This is a genomic window from Nocardia sp. NPDC005825 (assembly GCF_040630175.1).
In the GTDB taxonomy this organism is placed as follows: Bacteria; Actinomycetota; Actinomycetes; order Mycobacteriales; family Mycobacteriaceae; genus Nocardia.
Genome location: NZ_JBEXXC010000010.1, coordinates 98,181 through 120,451, shown reverse-complemented (window position 1 = coordinate 120,451; position 22,271 = coordinate 98,181). Strand labels below are relative to the sequence as shown.

Genomic DNA, 22,271 nt, shown 5'->3' with positions numbered 1-22,271 from the left:
GGATCCGGCCGAGCACCTACCCGCCGGCGTACATCGGGCGGCCCCGGAGTCAGCAGGTAGCGCCCGGATCTCCCGGTTGACTGTGCGGCGGCAGAATGCCACTCGTGCGGAGGGTCACCGTCGCGCCTGTCGTCGCCCGGGTCCCCGCTTTCGGATCCTGGGTGCTCACAATGCATTCCGAGCCGTTCGGCGCACGCCCGGTTCCGTTCACGAATTTCACGGTGAATCCGGCGGCTTCGAGTACGTTCTTCGCCTTTCCAGTTGTCTGGCCCGAGACGTCGGGGACCAGGGCGCCGGAAGCAGCCGAGGAGCTCGAGGTCGTCACCGGCGCAGGGTTCTGCGGATCACAACCGGATACCGTGAGGGCCGCGAGCGTTACGCCCACTGTGAACAGGCACGGCGCGATCATCCCGCGCATTGAATCTCCCCCTGTATGAAGCTCTTCCGAACGAACTTATCCGATTCTCTTCGCCGCCCCAAGCCTTGTCTCCGGGAGGCGGGGGCGGGACGATTGCTGGATGAAGAATGACCGACTGGACGAGCTGCTGGGGTTGCTCGACAACAACACGTGCATGCTCGAGGTTGTCCAGGACGAGCTGCTGGGCGAGGACGACCGCGACTAGAGGCAACAAGTTGCCAGCCCGATCTCATTGAGCCAAAAGGTCTGCGCCACTTACGTTCTCCTGACTCGCGCACGGAATGTCGTGCCCGGGAAGGGAAAGGAACTGTGATGAAGGCGAGACTTCTGCTGGCGGCAGCGGTGACGATCGGATCGACGGGTCTGTCGGTGTTCGCCGGCGCGCCCGCCGCGCAGGCCGGGCAGGCGTGCAACTGGTACCCGAGCGATGTGGGCCACGCGATCTACGGCGATTCGGTGATGGACGGCCCGTACAACACCTACAACCTGTACACCGGCAACTCCTCGAGCTGCGACCACACCGGGTACACCGTGGCCGAGGGCTCCGCGATCAAGGTGGTGTGCACCGAGAAGAACAACGCGGGCAACCTCTGGGTCTACATCAAGAACAGCGCGGGCCACAAGGGCTGGGTCTCGCGGTCCAATGTCGGCTCGATCTGGCCCATCGTCTCCGACTGCTGAGTCCGGCGGTTCCGCCTCGCCGCGCCGCGGACTACACCGGCCGGGAAGCGTTTCACCAGCTCACACTCCCGCGCCGGTTACCAGTCTCAGTGACCGAGATCACCTGGTCATCGACGGAATGTCTGGGTTACTGTCCAGTACGCAGGATGATCCACATCACACAACGGTAAGTGAAGCTATGAAACTGACGTATCTGTTGTGGGGGGCCGAACTGAAGACCAATCTGCACGACCGTGACCTGCGGCGAACCCTGGCACGCTCCGGCGTCAGCGAACTGCAGATCAACATCCGCGACGAATATGTCGCCGCAGCGGAACTCTGGTTCTGCACCTATGACACTCCCGTCGACGCCGTGGTGACCATGCGCGGTGTCGAGGACGCGGATTTCGTCACCTCGCTGCTGCGACCGCTCGCCGACCGGCTCGAGGGCTTCCTGGTCGACGAGTTCACCCCGGTGGCCCCGCCTCGCACCGACAGCGGCACCCGCGCAGAAGCCTTGGCGCGCATCGCGATCCTGCGCATTCCGCCGGGCATGCCCCGGGACGAGTGGATGCGGGCCTGGATCGGCGATCACACCCGGGTCTCCCTGGAGAATCAGGCCGCCGTCGGCTACATCCAGAATCCGGTCCTGGCCCCCATGACCGCCGGCGCCCGCGCCGACGCCATCGTCGAGGAACTCTTCCCCATGGAGGCCATGTCCGACCCACACGCCTACTGGGGCAGCGGCGGCGACAACGCCGAACTGGAACGCCGCCTCTCCAACATGCTCGACAGCACCTCCCGCTTCGGCGCCGACCGTGACATCGACGTCATCCCCACCAGCCGCTACGTCTACTCGCTACGCTGAGCCCGATGGATACCATTGTGGGGTAATTGTTTCCAATGTCCCCTATGTCTGATATTTGCTGAGGCAGCGAAAACTGTTGCCACGGCGGCCCACTGACGAACCGTGATGTTTCGGGCCGTGTCGAATATCCGTAAGCCCTTTCCCGGGTGTTACGTTCGGGCGGATTTACATATTCGATCGGCTTGGTGACATGTGGGTCATTCGGATGGGTTGCCGCGCTGATCCGACACGGTGGGATGGCGCAATGCTGCAGGTGAATCCGGCGCTCGACGAACCGCGGGTACGACCGCCCTCGTTCGGGGCGCTGCTGAGCAGATTGCGGCGGGCTCGAAGAATCTCGCGGGAGCGGCTGGCATTCGGGATCGGGACCAGCGCCAGTTACATCGTGCATTTGGAGAAGGGGTACCGCACCCATCCCGGCCACGAGGTGGTCGCGGCGATCGTCCGATTCCTGGACCGGCACAGCCCGATCTCGTCGGCCGAGCAACGGCACCTGCTGGACCTCGCCGGACTCGGCTACACCGCGTTCCCGACCGCCGAGGAGCTGACCGCGGCGGTCAGCCCGGAAATGCGACAGGTGCTGGTTCTGCACGAACCCAATCCGGCCGCCTATCTGGATACCCGGGGCACCGTGCTGGCGTGCAACGAGAATTACCGGCGGGCCTTCCCCGGACTGGATATCGGCGTCAATCTGCTGCACTGGTATCTCACGGACGACAATTCCGGCCGGGTACTTCCGGATCTGGACAACGAGATCCGGTTCGCCGTCCAAGGATTGCGGGGACTGCTCTCCGACAACAGCGCCGCCGACGGGGCACGCGAATTCCTCGCCGAACTCTCGCGTTTCGACATCGTCAGAGAACTGTGGGACGAAGCCCCCGCCAGCTACGGCAGACCGGACCCGGCGATGCGCCTGCGCGACCCCGAGACCGGCCGCGAGTACACCATCAACGCCCAGCTCTACGGCGTCACCGACGACCCGACCTACCCGGGACGCATGCAGTTCTTCCTCGGTATCCGCCCCACGAACGCCCCACCCGCCGAATCCCGGTCCGACCCGACGCCACCGGCCGACCGGATCAGCGCGCCGCGGTGTGAACCGCTCGCCCCTCAGCGTGAGCCCCTCGAGCATCTACCCGGCCTCGCCTGACAGCTCGGCCCGCCGCACACGAGTGTCGGGCTGTACTCGCACGAGGACTCCTGCTAGAAATCCATCGTGCTCAATGCATTTGCGCGTTCCCTGGCCGCACTGTCCGTCACCGCCGCCACGATCGTCACCCCCGCGACCGCGTTCGCCGCGCCGGCCGACCCGTCGGACTGCGCGCCCACCCTGTCCCCCGCCGAGATCGACGAGATCGCGCGGCTCTCCGATACCGGCGCCCTCGCCGGGGATGACCAGCTCGCGCGGCTCGACGACGCGGTCGCGCGGGATCACCGCCTCACCGAGATCCTCGAACGCCACACCGACCGGCGCGGCACCTTCGCGACCGGTCTGGACACGGTGGAGCAGCTCGCCGTGATGCCACTCCAGCACGATCCCCGGGCGTTCGCCGATCCGGAGTACGCGCATCGGGTCAGCTTCGATCTGCTGCGCCGGTTCCTCGACAATGTGCACGCGGAGTTCGGCGGCGGCACTCCGGAACCGCACTGGCGCAACTACTTCGCCCTGGCCTCCGACTGCTCGGCCTCCCCCGCCCGCGTCGCGCTGGCCGGATACAACGCGCACCTGGTGGTCGACCTACCCCGGGCCGTGGCCGCGGCGGGCTCCACTCCGGCCGACGCCGCCGACTACTTCACGATCGTCGCGGGGATCGCGAGCATCGGCGATGTCATCACCGAGCGCACCGACCGGATCTACCACGCGAAGCTGGGCCCGCTGTGGCGCTTCTACTTCCTCGGCGAGGGTCTCGACGCCGCGCTCGGTCAGGGGGTGGCGACCAAGCCGATGCTGGTGTTCGCCGATCTGGCGGCCAACACCACCATCTTCGCCAATGGTCTCGCGCTGGAGAATCCGTCGCTCGCACCGGCCGTGGAGGCGGAGATCGAGCTGGAACGCCGCACCGCGGAGTCCGCGTTCGACGTGCTGGCCCAATTCGACGGCATCTGACGGGCTCGCACGTTCCGGCCGGCTGTCACGAGGCCGCGGATGCCCGCAGCGCCTTCCGGTCGATCTTCCCGGTGGGATTGCGCGGGATCTCCGGCACGACGGCGATCTCGCGGGGCCGCTGGAACCGGGACACCCGGTCGTGCAGGAATGTTCGCAGCTCCTCGGGGCTGATGTCCTGCCCCGGCGCCGCGACCGCGTAGGCGACCAGCCGCTGCCCGTAGTCGGCGTCCTCGACCCCGATCACCGCGGCGTCGCACACTGCCGGGTGGGTCGCGAGCACGTTCTCCACTTCCTGCGGATACACGTTCTCACCACCCGAGACGATCATGTCGTCGGCCCGGCCCGCGATGAACAGCCGCCCGCCCGGGTCGAGGTAGCCGAGGTCGCCGGTGCTGATCAGACCGTCGGCCCGGTCCTTGTCGCCGCCACCGGAATACCCCGCGAAACCCAGCGCGCTGCCGACGTAGATCTGCCCGACCGCCCACGCGGGCAACCGGGCCCCGTCCGGGCCGAGGATGCGCACGTCGGTGCCGCTGACCGGACGGCCCACGGTGCCGAGCGCGACCCGCAGATCGGCCGGTGTGGCCAAGGTGCCGATGCCGACTTCCGAAGAGCCGTAACCGTTGTAGAGCACGTCGCCGAAGGTCGCGATGAACGCCTCGGCCACGGCGGGCGCCAGCGGCGCACCACCGGACAGCACCACGCGCAGTGACGCCAGGTCGTGGTCGGCGCGCTTCTCGGTGGGCACGGCCATGATTCGTTGCAGCATCATGGGCACTCCGGCGAACATCTCGACCCGGTGGGCGGCGATCGTCGCCAGCGCGTTCTCGGCGTCGAATCGCCTGCGCAGCACCAGTTTTCCGCCCAGAGTGATCCCGAGCAGGGCGATGCCGAGGCCGAAGCCGTGGAACAGGGGGATGCCGACGGCGATCACCGCGCCCGCACGCAATCCGGTGCGATGGATCACGCTCGCGGCGGTGCCCGCGATCATCGACACTCCCGGTTCGCGCGGCACCCCTTTGGGGATGCCCGTCGTGCCGGAGGTCAGGATCACCAAGCGGCCCGATGCCTTTCGCGCGGGCGCCGCGAGGCCCATCCGCAGCCAGGCGTCGACGCTCGGGTCCGTGGCCCCGGACGACCCGAAGCAGATCACCAGTGGTCCGGTGTAGCCCGCCGACCGCAGGACAGGCACGAACTCGGCATCGCAGAGCACCGCCGCCGGGTGATGGCGGTCGAGCGTGCGGCGCAGCGCCTCGGTGTGGAAGTCGGTATTGAGCAGCAGCGCGTCCGCGCCGGTGGCCAGTACTCCGAACAGCGCGGCGACGAAATACCGGCTGTTGCGGCACATCACCGCCACCCCGTCGCCGGTTCCGGCGCCGATCACGCGCTGCAGTCCGCCCGCCACGGCGTCGACGGTCGCCGACAGTTCCGCGTAGGTGACCGTGCCGCGGTCGTCGACCACCGCGGTCCGATTCGGCCACCGGGCCGCGGACAGGGACGGCAGGACCGGGGGGTTCGTGCGGTGACCGGCCAGCGCGCAGCTCATGCGCACCGCCGCCCCGACCCCGACCGGGCGCAGCACCTGCGCCTCGGTCAGCGCCACTCCCAGCGCTATTCCATTGCGCGCCAGCTTGATCCGATTCATCGCCGTCCCCCCGCGCTCGCTGCCTCGGTGTCGCGGGTGGCCCGCGCCCACACCCGCATGAACGCGGCCGTCGGCCCCGGCAGGGCGGTGGACATCACGTCGGCGGGCCACACCCACCAGGGGGCCAGGGCGCGCGGGCGCCGCACGATGGCGCGGGCGACGATCTGGGCCGCCTCCTCCGGATACAGTCCGGGCAGCACCCGCATGATCGGGGTCGGCGCGCTCATCCGGGTGTACATCAAGGCCATGTAGGCGGTGGTGACGGTGAGGCCGTCGGCACGCAATTCCGGTGTGACACTGCGCAACCAGACGTCGAAGGCCCCTTTGGACGCCTGGTAGGCGCCCCAGCGCGGGCCGGGCGCGATCCGCACGCCGACGGTGGAGATATTGATGATCTGGCCGCGGCCCGCCTCCCGCATGGGCGGCAGCAGGCCCAGCAGCAGCCGGATCGGGCCCAGATAGTTGATGCCGATGGTGCGCTCGAAGTCGTGGAAGCGGTCGTACTGCAGGTGCAACGAGCGCCGCATCGACTTGCCCGCGTTGTTCACGATCACATCCAGGGCGCCGTGCCGCTCGGTTATGGTCTTGGCCAGCTCCGCGGCCGCGACCTCGTCGGTCAGGTCCGCCGGATAGGAGAAGGCGCGGCCGCCGTTCGAATTCAGCTCCGCGGCAAGGGCTTCCAACCGCTCCGCGGTCCGCGCCACCAGCAGCACGGTCGCGCCGGCGGCGGCCAGCTCGCGCGCCACCGCCTCGCCCAGCCCGAATGACGCGCCCGTGACGAGCACGGTCTTGCCGGACACCGCCCGCCGCAACGCTTTCCGGCCGGAGGACCGCGGCGGGTTGACCGCCCGGTCCAGCGTCATCCGGGCCGCGCGCACGACCGGGTTCTCACTGTTCGTCATCGCTCTTCCTTTTCCGCCGCGAGCGCCCCCGCCCCGGCGACCGCCTCGAGGGTCCGCAGACCGGCGATCTGTATCCGTGCGGCCAATCGCACGGTCTCGTCCCAGCCGCGGGCGTGCAGGTGGTGGCGCACACTGGTGAAGTTGTCGGCCAGACCGGTGATCACCGACCACAGCGTCGCCACCACGGTCCCGGTGTCGATCTGCGCGCCGAGGCCAGGAATCCGCATCCGCTCGACGGTGCGCAGAATCAGGTCGTAGGCGCGCGCGGCCGCGAGCACCAGCTGACCGCCCACCTCGTGATCGACGTCCACCTCACCGGCCAGGACCGCCCAGATATCGAGCTCCCGCCCGTATACCTGGTACATCTCGGCATATTCGGTGGCGATCGCCACGAACAGGTCCTCGGGGTCCGCGAGGCTCTCGCACAGCGGCTCGACCTTCGCGACGAATTCCCCGAGCCGTTCGGCGTACAGGGCCGCGTACAGCGCTTCCTTGGTCGCGAAGTACGTGTACACGGTGCCCGGACTGATGCCCGCGCCTTTGGCCACATCGCGCATCTGCAGCGCGGCGTAGCCCCGCTCGGTCAGCAATCTTCGTCCGGCGTCGAGGATGTCGCCCCGACGGGCTTCGCGGTCACCCCACTTCGTGGCCATCTACCTGCCATTCTGAACACGGTTCAAATTGAACACGGTTCAGAATGCAGTAGGTGTAACCAGGTGTCAACACCTGACCAGGAGATGCGTTGCCCCGGAACGGGAGTGCGCACACAGCGGCAGCGCGGCGAGAGATTCCGCCGGCGCGGGAGGGGCGACGGGCCCCTCAGCGCGGCTTGCGGACCAGAGCCACCCGCCGCCGGCGGCGACGAGCCGGGGCCGGTTGCGCGGAACGGCGGGGCTTGCGGCCGTGGCGCAGCAGGATCATCAGCAGATCCTCCGCCGCGCGATAGTGCGGGATGTCGACCCACAGCCGCCAGAGGACCTCCGGGTCTCCGGCCTCCAGCACGGTGACACGGACCGGGAGGACATAGGCGGCGACGCCGATATCGGAGAGTGCGAAAAGCACTCGATAGACGTGGGACTCGTCGAGATCGGCGAGGATTCCCCACCCTTTCGCGTCGAGTCCGTTGCTCAGGCCCCGCGACGGGACCCAGTGTGGAGTCAGGCGCCGGGACGCCCAGGGATCGGGGATTTCGCGTGCCGCGGTCATAACCGGGGTCCGGCCCCCCGCGACCGCCCGCCGACCAGGGCATTTGCGGGTGGTTTACCTATTCTGACCTGGCGTTTCATTGACTCAGCATAGCCCAGATGCGCACCCCCTCCGGTGCGGGAAAGCGCGGCATCAGCAAACAGGACACGGCTACCCACGACGACCGCTGTTCGAGCGATTCCAGCTGATGCCGCGACACATCTGCGGGAGTGCGCCACACGGTTACTCGCTGGGCATGGCACCCGGCACCGGATGCGCCGGTGCGGCAACTCCCCCTGAATTGCTCGATCCAATTGCCTTATGCAGCAACAGCTGCCGAGGCGGCAGTGTCGGTGATGATCTGTCGCAAATCAACGGCAAACCGAAATGCCATACGGCACAAAACTAGCCAAGCGTCCGGTTCTACCCTCAGGTAAGCTACTCACCAGTATTCGATTCAGGTTACGGTCCAGCGTGGGTCCGATGGGCGGCCCGACGGGCGGGTCGAGCGCGGCAAGGCAGGGTAGGGGTGCAGGTGTTGATCAGACGGTCGAGGTTGCCATTCGCCGTGCGGTGCGGCGTGATACCGATGAGCCGGACCGGTCAGGGCCTGAATGTCGTTGCGCGCGAATCGATACGGGGCGCCGCATCGTAGCAACGCCCGGGGTTCGTACCCGCACCTCACTTCTCGGGGGGGACTCGAGTTACCGAGGAGACTCTGTGTCTGGCATCGCCACTGCCGTGAATATTCCCAGTCGCAGCCTTTCCGGCCTGCGGCTCCTGGGAATTCGATCCCGGCTGCGTCGACCTCCGCCCTGTCGGGCAACCTCGAACAATCTCTAAAACCCTTGGTGTAGTAGACATTTCACACATGCGCGGTGCTGTTGCGCGCAGGTGCGTGCTCGTCGTGAGGAAGGATCTCGAGTGGTTACCCGATCAGATTTCCCCGTAGCTGTCGTAGGAATGGCGTGCCGGCTGCCGGGAGTTGCTGATCTCGACGATTTCTGGCGGCTACTCGGCGAGGGACGCGCCACCGTCGGCGCCGCCCCGGCGGCCCGCGCGAATCTCAGCGAACGCGCGAGTTTCCTGGATTCCGTGAGCGATTTCGACGCGGAGTTCTTCGGCATCGCCCCCCATGAGGCCCGATCGATCGATCCACAGCAATTGCTCGCATTGGAGCTGAGCTGGGAAGCTCTCGAAGACGCGGGGCTCGCCGCGGCGGTACGCGAATCGCGCCGGGGCGGGGTATTCCTCGGTTGCACCAGCGGTGACTTCGCGGAACTCGTCACGGCCGCCGAAGGGCCCGGCATCACGCGCCACTCCCTATGGGGCGCGACGCGCGGAATCATCGCCAACCGGGTTTCCAACTATTTCGGATTCACCGGCCCCAGCCTGTTGGTCGACAGCGCTCAGGCCTCCTCACTCGTCGCGGTGCACCTGGCGTGCGAGAGCCTGCGGGCGGGCGAAACCGATATCGCCTTGGCCGGTGGCGTCAATCTGATCCTCTCGCCGACCAGTGGTGAACGGATCGAACACTTCGGTGCGCAATCGGCACAGGGGCGGTGCTACACCTTCGACTCGCGCGCGGACGGATTCGTACGGGGCGAAGGCGGTGGCGTGATTGTTCTGAAGCCGCTGGCACAGGCGATCGACGACGGCGACCGGATTCACACCGTAATCCGCGGTAGCGCGGTCACTACCGGCAATGAGCGGCGGGTGTTGAGTGCCCCGAGTCGCGAAGCGCAGGTCGCCGCGATTCGCTCCGCACTCGAGGCGGCCGATGTACCCGCCGATTCCGTGCAGTACGTCGAATTGCACGGCACCGGAACGCCGGCGGGCGATCCGATCGAGGCCGCCGCACTCGGCGCGACATATGGCGCTGATCGCGAACCGAATTCGCCGCTGGCGGTGGGGTCGGTCAAAACGAATGTCGGCCATCTGGAGGGCGCTGCCGGAATCATCGGCCTCATCAAGACCGCACTGTGCCTGCGGCATCGCGAACTCGCGGCAAGCCTCAACTTCGAGCGGCCCAATCCGGCGATTCCCCTGGATGATCTGCGCCTGCGTGTGGTCGTCGCACCGGAGCAGTGGGCTGCGACCACCATCCGGCGGGCGGGCGTGTCCGCGTTCGGCATGGGCGGTTCGAACGTTCACTTGATCCTCGACGAGGCTCCGATCACGGACCTCGCGACCACCCTCGAGCCCGAAGACGCCGACGAGGTGACGATCGCGCTCTCCGCGCGCGATGAGGACGGCCTCCGCGCGCAGGCGAGTCGGCTCCGTGACTGGCTGGTGCGCCACCCGGAACTCGCCCTTGCCGACGTGGCGTATTCACTGCTCACGGCCCGCGCCCAGATGTCTTGGCGCGCAGAGATATTCGTTTCGAGCCGCGAGCAGCTGCTGGTCGAGCTGGGGGCGCTCGCCGAGCACGGTGGCGGTGCCGACCGCACCGGACTGCCGATGGACGCGACGGCTCCGGCGTCAGGTGTCCGGGTAGCACTGCCGCCGTATGCATTTCGCCGCCGGGAGAACTCCACGGATCTCGAGTCCGTCGAGTCGCAGCCGGTCGCGCCCGCGCCGACGCAGCTGGCGAACGAGCTGCGAGCGATTCCCGAATATCAGCACCGCGCAGCGGTTCTCGCCGTGGTCCGAGAGCAAGCCGCCGCGGTTCTGGGGTACGAATCGGCCGCGTCGATTCGCTCAGACCTGCCGTTCACCGATCTCGGGTTCGACTCGCTCAGTGGCGTGGAACTGCAAAAACGCCTGACCCGGGCGACGGGTGTGGAACTGCCGCCCTCGCTCATCTTCGATCACCCCACCGCCACCTCGGTGGCCGACCTGCTGAGATCACGCGCCACCGCGGCCGGGGAGAAGCGCGGCCGGGTCACACGGCGAACCTCCTCGGACGAGCCGATCGCGATCGTCGGCATGGGTGCGCGGTTCCCGGGCGGTATCTCCTCCGCCGAGGAGCTGTGGGACCTGGTCTCGGCGGGACGCGACGCGATCGGTGATTTCCCCGCCGATCGCGGTTGGGATCTCGATCGCCTCTACGATCCCGACGCCGACAAGGCGGGCACCGTCTACACGCGGCGAGGTGGCTTCCTCAGCAGCGCAGGTGATTTCGACCCCGGGTTCTTCGGGATCAGCCCGCGTGAGGCGCTGGCGATGGATCCGCAGCAGCGGGTGTTCCTCGAAACCGCGTGGGAAGCCCTCGAAGACGCGGGAATCGACCCGACCACCCTGCGTGGCAGTGATACCGGCGTCTTCGTGGGAGCCTGCGCGTCCGGGTATTCCGGGCTCGTCACCGGCGAGCTGGAGGGCTTCCGGCTGACCGGCACCTCCCACAGCGTCATCTCGGGGCGGCTCGCCTACGTCCTCGGCCTGGAGGGGCCGGCGGTGACGGTGGACACCGCGTGCTCCTCCTCGCTGGTGGCGCTGCACTCGGCCTGCCAGGCATTGCGCAGGGGCGAGAGCTCACTGGTTCTCGCCGGAGGCGTGACCATCGCCGCGACTCCCGACCTGTATGTCGATTTCTCCCGGCAGCGCGGGCTGTCGCGTGACGGCCGCTGCAAGGCTTTTTCCGCCGCTGCCGACGGTGTCGGCTGGTCCGAGGGATCGGGGGTGCTCGTTCTGGAGCGATTCTCCGACGCTCGCCGACTCGGACACCACGTCCTGGCGGTCGTGCGTGGCAGCGCGGTCAACCAGGACGGTGCGAGCAATGGGCTCACCGCACCCAATGGGCCGTCGCAGCAACGCGTGATCGAACAGGCCCTCGCCGACGCCGGCATATCGGCGGCCGACGTGGACGCCGTCGAGGCGCACGGCACCGGTACGCGACTGGGCGATCCGATCGAGGCGCAGGCGCTGATCGCCGTCTACGGACAGGCTCGTGGCGACCGGGAACCCCTGCGGATCGGTTCGCTCAAATCGAATATCGGCCATACCGTCGCCGCCGCCGGCGTCGCCGGTGTGATCAAGACCGTCCAATCGATGCGGCATGGACGACTACCGCGCACACTGCATGCGGAAACGCCTTCCCCGCATGTGGATTGGAACGCGGGTGCGGTACGGCTGCTGGCCGAGGCCGAACCGTGGGAGCGCGGGGATCGGCCGCGGCGGGCGGGGGTGTCGTCGTTCGGGATCAGCGGCACGAACGCGCATGTGATCCTGGAGGAAGCGCCCGTCGACGCGGCGACATCGGCCGCTCCGCGCGGCGGCTCGGATCTCCCGAACACGAGCGCGGTGCCGCTGGTCGTCTCGGGCAGGAGCGAGGCGGCGCTGCGCGCACAGGCCGCCCGTTTGCGCAGGTGGTTGTCGGAACGTCCGCAGCTCGATGCCGCCGAGGTCGCCGGTGCGCTGACTTCGACGCGGGCACACCTCGATTCGCGTGCGGTGGTGTTCGGACGCGACCGGGACGAGCTGCTCGAACGGTTGCGTGCCGTCGCCGAGGCGGGCAGTGACGCAGCCGATGCGGGCAGTGGCGCCGAGATCGTCACCGGAACCCTCGTCGCGGGCCAGACCGCGTTTCTGTTCACCGGACAGGGCGCCCAGCGGGTCGGCATGGGCGCCGACTTCTACCGCGCCTTCCCAGCTTTCGCGACCGCACTGGACGAGGTGTGCGCACACCTGGATCCGCTCCTCGGGCGATCACTGCGCGACGTGATGTTCACCGATGCCACCGGCGTGCTCGATCGCACCGAATGGACCCAACCCGCGCTCTTCGCCTTCGAAGTCGCCCTGTACCGGCTGCTGGAATCGTTCGGAACGGCACCGGACGTCCTCGCGGGCCACTCCATCGGCGAACTGTCGGCCGCCCACGTGGCCGGAGTGCTGTCGCTGCCCGACGCCTGCGCACTCGTGGCGGCCCGAGGCCGGTTGATGGGCGAACTACCCGAGGGCGGGGCGATGCTCGCCGTCGCCGTCGACGAGGCCCGAGCGAACGACATCGTCGCCGGATACGACGGCCGCCTCTCGCTCGCCGCGGTCAATGCTCCGGCCGCGACCGTGCTCTCCGGTGACTCCGACGCGATCGACGCCGTCGAACGAGACCTGGCCGCCGCGGGAATTCAGTCCACCCGGCTGCGCGTCAGCCACGCTTTCCATTCGGCACGAATGGATCCGATGCTGGAGGAATTCCGCGCGCTCGCGGAGACCCTCACCTACCACCCGCCCCGGGTGCCCATCGTTTCCACCGTCACCGGAGACTTCGCGGGCGAGACCATCGCCACCCCCGGATACTGGGTGCGGCAGGTGCGCGACACCGTCCGCTTCGCCCCCGGCATCGCCACCCTGCTCGCGAGCGGAGTGCGGCGATTCGTCGAAGTGGGACCGGATGCCATTCTCAGCGCGGCGACCACCCGCTACCTGGCGAGCGACCCTGCCCTCGAGTCGTCGACCTCGGTCGTGGCCACTTCGCGACGGTCGAATGATCAGGTACCACAGCTGCTCTCTGCCCTGGCGCAGCTCCATGTCACCGGTGACCCCGTCGACTGGCGACCCCTGCTGCCCGCCTCCGAGCGACGAATCCCGTTGCCGACCTATGCGTTCCAGCACCAACGGTTCTGGCTGCGCCCGAGTGTCGCCGCGGGCACCCCCGGTGATCACCCGATTCTGACCGGTGTCGTCGGGGTCGCGGGTACCGATGAATGGTTGTTCACCGGTCGGCTGTCCATGCGCGGACACCCGTGGATCACCGACCACGCGGCACACGGCGTCGTGGTCGTCCCGAGTGCGGTCCTGGTGGAATTCCTGCTCGTCGCGGGCACGCGAATCGACTGCGCTGTACTCGACGAGCTCACGTTGCAGGTACCGATCGTGCCCGCCGACGACGATGAGATCGAACTCCAGGTAGCCGTTCGGGCTCCCGAGCTCGGGCGTCGGCCCTTCGACTTCTACTTCCGGAAGTCCGCGGATGCTCCGTGGGTCCTCAACGCGACTGGTGCGCTCGCACACCAGTATTCGGGTGAGTCGGCGGCATTGCGGTTGCTGGACCAGGCGTGGCCGCCCGCCGCCGCGGAAGCGCTCGACGCGACACGGATTCCGAGCCTGATGACACAGGGCTCCGGGCTCGAATACGGCCCGGCGTTCCGCGGCGTCCATGCCGTCTGGCAACAGGCGGACGCTGTCTTCTCCGAGATCTCCCTGCGCACCGAGGCCGGTGACGCGGCCAGCGCTTTCGGTCTGCACCCCACGCTGCTGGATATGACCGTGCACGCCGGACTCGCCGAATTGCTGTGGCGCGGACTGGATCACGCACCGGACTCGGGGAAGTTGTTGTTCCGCTGGGGCGGTGCGCGATTCCACCGGCCGATGGCCGATCGATCGGCGCAGCTGACATCGCTTCGAGTCGCCGCCGTCGCGACGGGGCCGGAGACCGTCTCCGTCGCAGCGGTCGATTCCGGCGGCCGACCGGTCATCTCGGTGGATGCGGTCGTCATGCGCCCGTATGACGTGCACAAATTCTTCGAAGGTCTGACCGACGACGCGGCCGATCTGTACCAGGTTCGCTGGGAGCGCGCGGGCAGAGAGATCGCCGGTGAGCAGGTTCCGGCCGCGGTGGTGCACCGTGCCGAGTTCCCGAGTGATGAACCTGCCGATATCCGTTCGGCGACCCGGCGGGCCGTGCACGAGACGCTCTCCCTGCTGAATTCGTGGCTGCGCGACGAGCAGCCGTCGGACTCGCGGCTGGTCGTCGTCACCCGTGGTGGAGTCGGAGTCACCGACGAAACCCCTGATCTCCTCGCGGCGGCGGTCTGGGGTGTGGTGCGCACCGCGCAGTCGGAGAATCCGGATCGTTTCGTCCTCGTCGACGAGGACGCGGCGGCGCCGCTGGATGACGAAGCGCTCGCCGCCGTCCTGCGCACCGATGAACCGCAGGTCGCGATTCGCGGTTCCGACGTGCTGGTACCGCGGTTGGTTCGCGCTGAACACGCCGACGCCGAGGTCGACGCCACCCCGTTCGGTACCGGAACGGTGCTGATCACCGGCGGCACAGGCGGATTGGGCGCATTGTTCGCCCGGCATCTCGTGACCGAGTACGGCGTCCGGAACCTGGCGTTGACCTCCCGCCGAGGCCCCGACGCTCCCGGTGCGGCGGCCCTGGTCGAAGAATTGGCGACCCTGGGCGCCCAGGCTCGGATCATCGCCTGCGACATCGCCGATCGTGACTCGGTGCGACAGCTGGTGCGCGGTCTGGAGCTGAGCGCGGTGATACACGCCGCCGGTGTCCTCGACGACGGCACCATCGGCTCCCTGACCGCCGAGCAGGTCGACCGGGTCTTGGCGCCGAAGGTCGCTGGCGCGTGGAATCTGCACGAAGCGACCGAGGGCATCGATCTCTCCGCATTCGTGTTGTTCTCCTCGGTCGCCGCAGTGATCGGTTCGGCCGGGCAGGGCAACTATGCCGCCGCGAACAGTTTCCTGGACGCGCTGGCCGAGCGGCGACGCGCCGCCGGATTGGCCGCGACGTCCTTGGCGTGGGGACCGTGGGGTGAAGCGGGCGGAATGACGGGCGAGCTGGACCGCGTCGCCGTCGCCCGGTGGGATCGCCTCGGGCTCGGGCAAATCGAACGCGCCGAGGGACTGCGCCTGTTCGATGCCGCACTCGCGCATCGTGCCGCACACCTGGTTCCGCTTCGTTTCGATGCCACCGCCCTGCGTCGCGGATCCGACGGTCGCGCGCTGCCACCGGTGCTGCGCGGGTTCGTACGCCGCCCCGCCGAGATCGCGAAATCCGTTGGCACGGTGGACACTTTGGCCGCGAGGCTGGCCGAGGCGGGTTCGGACCGCAGTGCCGACCTGACCCTGGCGACGGTGCGCGCCCAGGTCGCCACCGTCCTCGGACATGATTCCGGTGACTCGATCGATGCCGAGACGCCGTTCCGGGAACTGGGCCTCGATTCACTGGGCGGTGTGGAGCTGCGGAATCGGCTCGGCAAGGCCACCGGTCTGTCGCTGCCCTCGACCCTGGTCTTCGACTATCCGACGCCCGCGGCGGTAGCGAAGCTGGTCCAGTCGAGACTCGCGCCGACGGCGGCCCGAGCGGCGAAGCCGGTGGCCTCGAGCCCCGCCCGCTCCGATGAGCCGATCGCGATCGTCGGCATGGCCTGCCGCTACCCGGGCGGTGTCGAATCCCCCGACGCACTATGGGATCTGGTGTTCGCGGGAGCGGACGCGACCAGCGACTTCCCCTCCGACCGCGGTTGGGAGCTGGACCGGCTGATCGACCCGGACCCCGACAACCCGGGTACCACCTATTCGGGACGCGGCGGATTCCTCACCGGCGCCGCCGATTTCGACGCGGGCTTCTTCGGAATCGGTCCTCGCGAGGCTGTCGCCATGGATCCGCAGCAGCGGTTGCTGCTCGAAGTGTCGTGGGAGGCGCTCGAACACGCGGGTATCGACCCGATCTCGTTGCGCGGCAGCGATACCGGCGTCTATTCGGGCGTGATGTACCAGGACTATGAATCGTTGACCCGCAACGCGGGTCCGGAGGTCGAGGGTTACGCGCTGACCGGATCGCTGGGCAGTGTGGTCTCGGGGCGTATCGGCTACGCCTTGGGACTGGAAGGCCCCGCGCTGACGGTGGATACCGCGTGCTCGTCCTCGCTGGTGGCGCTGCATCTGGCGTGCCGGGCGCTGCGGCAGGGGGAAAGTTCCCTGGCCCTGGTCGGCGGGGCCACCGTCATGGCCACGCCCGCGGTCTTCCTCGACTTCTCCCGGCAGCGCGGTCTGGCCTCGGACGGGCGCTGCAAATCGTTCTCCGCGGCCGCCGACGGCGTGGCGTGGTCGGAGGGCGCGGCCGTGCTGGTCGTCGAACGGCTCTCGGACGCACAGCGGCTGGGCCACACCGTGCTCGCGGTCGTCCGTGGCAGCGCGGTCAATCAGGACGGCGCGAGCAATGGTCTGACCGCGCCCAACGGACCCGCTCAAGAGCGGGTGATCGCCGAGGCGCTGGCCGACGCCGGTTTGACGGCGGCGGACGTGGACGCCGTCGAGGCGCACGGCACCGGCACCACCCTGGGCGACCCGATCGAGGCGCACGCGCTGATCGCCGCCTATGGGCAAGCGCGCGGCGACCGGGAACCCCTGCGGATCGGCTCGCTCAAATCCAATATCGGGCATGCGCAAGCGGCCGCGGGCGTCGGCGGAATCATCAAGATGGTTCAGGCCATGCACCATGGCGTGCTGCCGCGCACGCTGCACGCGGAAGAGCTGTCACCGCACGTCGATTGGTCGTCGGGAGCCGTGCGGGTGCTCACCGACGCCGAGCCGTGGGCCGGCGGTGACCGGCTGCGCCGCGCCGGGGTCTCGTCGTTCGGCATCAGCGGGACGAACGCGCACGTCATCCTGGAGGAGCCGCCCGCGACCGCGGCCGAACCCGCGCTCGCCCCGGCGAATCCGACCGTCGACGCCCTGATGATCTCGGGGCGCTCCGAGACAGCCCTGCGCGAGCAGGCGGATCGGTTGCGGCAGTGGATGATCGAGCGTCCGGCGCTCGCCGCGCGGGACGTCGCCTCGGCTCTGGTCGGCACCCGCGCGCGACTCGACTGGCGCGGCGGGGTCATCGGTCGCGACCGTGACGAACTACTCGCCGGATTGGCGGCCCTCGCCGACGGGCAGGCCACCACGACCGCCGTGATGGGCACGGCGACACCGGGACGAGTGGCGTTCCTTTTCACCGGGCAGGGTGCGCAACGCCGCGGCATGGGCGCCGGGCTCTACCGCGGCTACCCGGTCTTCGCGAGCGCCCTCGACGAAGTGTGCGCCGAGTTCGACTCCCGTCTCGGCGGATCGCTGCGTGCGGTGATGTTCGATGCGCCCGAAAGCGGGCTGAACCGAACCGAATTCACGCAGCCCGCGCTGTTCGCCTTCGAAGTGGCGCTGTTCCGGCTGCTGGAGTCCTTCGGCGTGGTACCGGACGTGGTCGCCGGACATTCCATCGGTGAGCTCGCCGCGGCGTATGTCGCGGGCGTGTGGTCGCTGTCGGACGCGTGCGCGCTGGTGGCGGCACGCGGACGGTTGATGGGCGCCCTGCCCGAAGGCGGCGCGATGCTCGCGGTGGCCGTCTCCGAGGCGCAAGCGGTAGCGGTGGTGGCCGACTTTGCCGATCGCCTCTCGGTGGCGGCGGTCAACGGGCCTGCGGCCGTGGTGCTCTCGGGTGATGAGGACGCCGTCGCCGAGGTCGACCAGCTGTTCGGGCAGCGCGGTGTCCGGACGAGTCGGCTGCGGGTCAGCCACGCGTTCCATTCGGCCCGCATGGACCCGATGCTGGCCGAATTCCGCGCTGTGGCTGAAGGATTAAGCTATCGGCAGCCACTGCTGCCGATCGTTTCGAACGTCACCGGAGCCGAGGCGGGCGACGCCGTCCGCGACCCGGAGTATTGGGTGGCGCAGGTGCGTGGCTGTGTGCGTTTCGCGCCGGGAGTGGACACCCTGATCGAGCGCGGTGTGCGGAAGTTCATCGAGGTCGGCCCGGATGCGGTGCTCACCGCCATGACGTCGGCCTGTGTGGCGCAGCACCCCGAGGTGGAGCCGAAATCCATCGCGGTGGCGGCATCGCGGCGGTCGATGGACGAGCCGACCGCGTTCGTCACCGCCTTGGCGCGGGTGGATGCCGCGGATATTCCCGTCGACTGGTCGCAGGGTCACGACCGGCCTGCTGTCCGTGTCGCCCTGCCCACCTATGCGTTCCAGCGTCAGCGCTATTGGGCCCGGCCCGTCGTGGCGAACGATGCCCGGCGTTCCGGACTCGAGGACGCCGGCCATCCGCTGCTCGGCGCGATCGTCGCGCTACCAGGCTCGGAGCAGGTGGTGTTCACCGGCCGGCTGTCGCGAAGCACGCATCCGTGGCTCGAAGACCACGCGGTCGCGGGCACGGTGCTCGTGCCGGGCGCCGCCCTGGCGGAGCTCGCGCTGCATGCCGGTGCGGCCACCGGGCGACCGCGTCTGGCCGAACTGGTGATCGAGGCGCCGCTGCCGGTACCGGCGGATGCGGGGGTCCAGCTGCGCCTGGTGGCGGACGCATCCGACGACTCGAACAGCGTAACGGCACAGTTCTATTCACGAGTCGAGAACGCCGGACCCGACGGCGAATCGCCGTGGGTGCGCCACGCGACCGCGACCCTCACCGCCGACGCGTTCGCCCCGTTGAACCCGGGCGGCTCGCACGAGTGGCCGCCCGCCGACGCCGCGGCGATCGCCGTCGAAGACGGCTACGCGGCACTGGCGGAACGCGGCTACCGCTACGGACCCGCCTTCCGAGGTGTGCGGTCGTTGTGGGCGCGTCCCGGTGAGGCGTTCGCCGAGATCGCACTGCCGGATTCGGTCCGCGACCAGGCCGGGGAGTTCGGGATGCACCCCGCGCTCCTGGATTCGGCGCTGCACGCGATCCTGCTGGGCGGGCTGATTCCCGCGCCGCCGCACGGCTCTGTCAACGTGCCGTTCTCCTTCGAACACGTCGACCTGCACGGCACCGGATCGACCGCACTTCGGGTGCACGCCAGGGTTTCCGACGCCGGCACCGAGCGCATCACCGTGACCTTCACCGATCAGGCGGGCACGCCCGTCGGTGAGGTGGGGGCACTGACCCTGCGTGCCGTCGCGACGGGGGCGCTCACCGAATCCCGGAGCGACCGCCTCGGTTACCACATCGATTGGGTGGCCGGGCCGCACTCGGACGGCGGCGCGGTGGATGTCGTCTGGGACGCTGGAACCCGGCACGACGCCGCATCCGACGGGGTCGACGAGATCGCCACGATCGGCGGGCACAGGCATGTGATCGCCGCGATCGAACCGGCGACCGTGACCGGATCCGTGCCGGACACGGTGCGACAGACGGTTATCGGCGTCGCCGCGCGCGTGCGGCGACTGCTGGAGGGTGAGGATCCCGTCGTGGTGGTCACCCGCCGGGCGGTCGCGGCCGAGGTCGGCGAGCACATCGATCCGGCGAGCGCCGCCGTGTGGGGCCTGCTCCGCACCGCGCAGAGCGAGAACCCGGACCGGATCAGGCTCGTGGACGTCGGCGCGGACGGCGCACTGCGCGCGGGCGTGGAGTCGGCGGCGGCGATCCCCGGCGAATCCCAGCTGGCTGTGCGGGGTTCGGCGGTGTACGTCCCGCGGGTCACCCGCGACTCCGGCGCCCTGACCGCCCCCGACGGTGCGGCCTGGGCGCTGACCCTCCGTGACCGGGGAACCCTGGCCACGGAGAACTTCGGACTCGACGAAACCGACAGTGCAACAACCGCTCTTGCGCCGGGCCACGTCCGCGTGAGCATGCGGGCGGTGGGCCTGAACTTCCGAGATGTGCTCATGGCGTTGGGCAACTATCCGGATCCGCTCGGCCGCATCGGCGGCGAGGGTGCGGGCGTCGTGCTCGAGGTCGCGGCCGACGTCACCGAATTCGCCGTCGGCGATCGCGTTTTCGGCTTCACCCCCGGTATGGGTTCGGTGGTCGTGGTGGACCGGCGACTGCTCGCACCGATGCCACGAGGCTGGTCGTTCGCACAGGCCGCCGCCGTTCCGATCGTGTACGCGACCGCCTACTACGGTCTGGTCGACCTCGCCGACGCCCGGTCCGGTGAGACGCTGCTGCTGCACGCCGCGACCGGCGGCGTCGGCATGGCGGCGGTGCAACTCGCTCGGCACCTGGGGCTGCGCGTCCTGGCCACGGCGAGCGAACCCAAGTGGAATGTACTGCGCGACATGGGTTTCGACGATTCGGATATCGCCGATTCCCGAACCCTGGAATTCGAACACAGATTCCTGGAGCGCACCGGCGGCGCCGGCGTGGACATCGTGCTCGATTCGCTGGCAGGCGAATTCGTGGACGCCTCGTTGCGCCTGCTCCCCCGCGGCGGCCGCTTCGTCGAGATGGGGATGATCGACCGTCGCGACCCGGTCGAGGTCGGCGCGACGCACCCCGGCGTGCGCTACGCCAGTTTCATGCTGATGGAAGCGGGACCCGAGCGGCTGCGGGAGATGCTGGCGGCCCTCGTGGAACTGTTCGATCGCGGCGAGCTGACGCCGTATCCGATCACCGCGTGGGATCTGCGGCGCGCTCCTGAGGCCTTCCGCCACCTCAGCCAGGCGCGGGGTGTCGGCAAGAACGTGCTGACCGTGCCGACACCGCCGCGCACCGACGGCACCGTGCTGATCACCGGCGGCACCGGCGGTTTGGGCGTGGTGGCCGCACGCCACCTCATCACCGCCCACGGTGCGCGCAGACTCGTGCTCGCGAGTCGACGCGGTATGCAGACGCCTGGTGCGGCGGAAACGGTCGCCGAACTCACCGCACTCGGCGCGCACGTGGACGTCGTCGGGTGCGATGCGGCCGATCGGGCGGCGCTCGACCGGCTGCTCGCCACGATCCCCGACCGGCATCCGCTGACCACGGTCGTGCACGCGGCGGGTGTGCTGGCCGACGGCCTGCTCGCCACCATGACCGGCGAGCGGATCGCACGGGTCCTGCGTCCCAAGGTCGACGCCGCCTGGAATCTGCACGAGGCCACCGCGGGTATGGACCTGTCGGCCTTCGTGCTCTACTCCTCGGTCGCGGGGGTGCTCGGTACGGCGGGCCAGGCCAACTACGCCGCCGCCAACACCTTCCTCGACGCACTGGCACACCAGCGGCACGCCGAGGGGCTCCCCGCGACCTCCATCGCCTGGGGACCATGGCGGCAGAGCAGCGGTATGACCGGCGATCTGACCGACGCCGATCTGGCGCGACTGCGACGAGAAGGCTTGCTACCGCTGAATGCCGAGGAGGGCATGGACCTCTTCGACGCGGCGACGACGGCCGGCCGTCCCACCTCCGTGGCGGTCCGCATAGACCGCGACGCGCTCGGCGATCCGGCGGGTGTCCGCCCGATCATGCGCGCACTGTCCCGGCCCGCGGCGCGGCGCGGGCCGGTCACCGAACCGGCGACGGCGGAGGTCGCCGCCGATTCGGGACAGCTGGTCACCCGCCTGCTCGGTCGTTCGGCCGAGGAGCAGAAGCGTGTCCTGCTCGGCGTGATCGGCGTGCACGCCGCGGCCGTGCTCGGGCACACCGGCGGCGACACGATGGAGCCGGACAGACCGTTCAGTGCGATCGGGTTCGACTCGCTCGGCGTGATGGAATTCCGCAACAGGTTGAAATCGGCTGCGGGAGTGCAGTTGTCGGCCACCGCGATGTTCGATCACCCGACCCCGGCGGCCCTGGCCGAGTTCCTCCGTCAGCAGTTGGTGCCCGCCGACGCGGCCGCGCGAGCGCTCGCCGCCGACGTCGACTCGCTCACCAGAAGTTTCGCCGAGGCGGAACTGACCAGGTCGGAACGTTCCGACCTGGCCGAGAAATTATCCGCGCTACTACGCGAGCTCGAGGACGGAGCGGCCGATCGAACCGATCGCGGCCCACTTCACCCACCGGGAGTGGATGACGCCGACGGTCTCGAATCCGCCGACGACGACGAGCTTTTCGAATTCATCGACAGCCTCTGAGCTGATGG

At 69.0% G+C, this 22,271-nt stretch carries 10 protein-coding genes; 5 read left to right on the top strand and 5 right to left on the bottom strand.

Annotated features, from left to right (window positions below):
- Positions 1-49 precede the first annotated feature (49 nt).
- Positions 50-418 carry a PASTA domain-containing protein gene (locus ABZ382_RS25690; RefSeq protein ID WP_357093575.1) on the bottom strand — a complete coding sequence of 123 codons (369 nt, stop codon included), beginning with the start codon at positions 416-418 and terminating at the stop codon, positions 50-52.
- A 312-nt stretch (positions 419-730) separates the two neighbouring features.
- On the opposite strand from ABZ382_RS25690, the gene ABZ382_RS25685 reads away from it, so the two are divergent.
- The 4 genes from ABZ382_RS25685 to ABZ382_RS25670 all read left to right on the top strand — a co-directional run bounded on the left by ABZ382_RS25685 (position 731) and on the right by ABZ382_RS25670 (position 4,053).
- Complete coding sequence (locus ABZ382_RS25685; protein ID WP_357093573.1) at positions 731-1,099, top strand: hypothetical protein; 369 nt, start codon at positions 731-733, stop codon at positions 1,097-1,099.
- A 178-nt stretch (positions 1,100-1,277) separates the two neighbouring features.
- Positions 1,278-1,946 (top strand): hypothetical protein, encoded by a 669-nt coding sequence (locus tag ABZ382_RS25680; RefSeq protein ID WP_357093571.1) that lies wholly within the window; start codon positions 1,278-1,280, stop codon positions 1,944-1,946.
- Between the two features lie 244 nt (positions 1,947-2,190).
- Positions 2,191-3,096, top strand: coding sequence for a helix-turn-helix domain-containing protein (locus tag ABZ382_RS25675; protein WP_357093569.1), 906 nt, complete (start codon positions 2,191-2,193; stop codon positions 3,094-3,096).
- A gap of 66 nt (positions 3,097-3,162) precedes the next feature.
- A complete protein-coding gene (locus tag ABZ382_RS25670) occupies positions 3,163-4,053 on the top strand; it encodes a DUF5995 family protein (protein ID WP_357093567.1) in 891 nt (296 codons plus the stop codon).
- Between the two features lie 25 nt (positions 4,054-4,078).
- Here the strand turns inward: ABZ382_RS25670 and ABZ382_RS25665 are convergent, their stop codons facing one another.
- The 4 genes from ABZ382_RS25665 to ABZ382_RS25650 form a co-directional block, all read right to left on the bottom strand.
- Positions 4,079-5,698 carry an AMP-binding protein gene (locus ABZ382_RS25665; RefSeq protein WP_357093564.1) on the bottom strand — a complete coding sequence of 540 codons (1,620 nt, stop codon included), beginning with the start codon at positions 5,696-5,698 and terminating at the stop codon, positions 4,079-4,081.
- The gene (locus tag ABZ382_RS25660; RefSeq protein WP_357094087.1) at positions 5,695-6,561 is read right to left on the bottom strand and encodes an SDR family NAD(P)-dependent oxidoreductase; all 867 of its coding nucleotides are present in this window, start codon (positions 6,559-6,561) and stop codon (positions 5,695-5,697) included. Before ABZ382_RS25660 ends, ABZ382_RS25665 begins: the two co-directional genes overlap by 4 nt.
- A 35-nt stretch (positions 6,562-6,596) precedes the next feature.
- Positions 6,597-7,253, bottom strand: a complete 657-nt coding sequence (locus ABZ382_RS25655) for a helix-turn-helix domain-containing protein (RefSeq protein ID WP_357093561.1) — start codon at positions 7,251-7,253, stop codon at positions 6,597-6,599.
- A 166-nt stretch (positions 7,254-7,419) separates the two neighbouring features.
- Positions 7,420-7,806, bottom strand: a complete 387-nt coding sequence (locus ABZ382_RS25650) for a hypothetical protein (protein WP_357093558.1) — start codon at positions 7,804-7,806, stop codon at positions 7,420-7,422.
- A gap of 903 nt (positions 7,807-8,709) precedes the next feature.
- Between ABZ382_RS25650 and ABZ382_RS25645 the strand changes: the two genes are divergently transcribed.
- On the top strand, positions 8,710-22,263 hold the full coding sequence (locus ABZ382_RS25645; protein ID WP_357093555.1) for an SDR family NAD(P)-dependent oxidoreductase: 13,554 nt from the start codon (positions 8,710-8,712) through the stop codon (positions 22,261-22,263).
- Positions 22,264-22,271 lie beyond the last annotated feature (8 nt).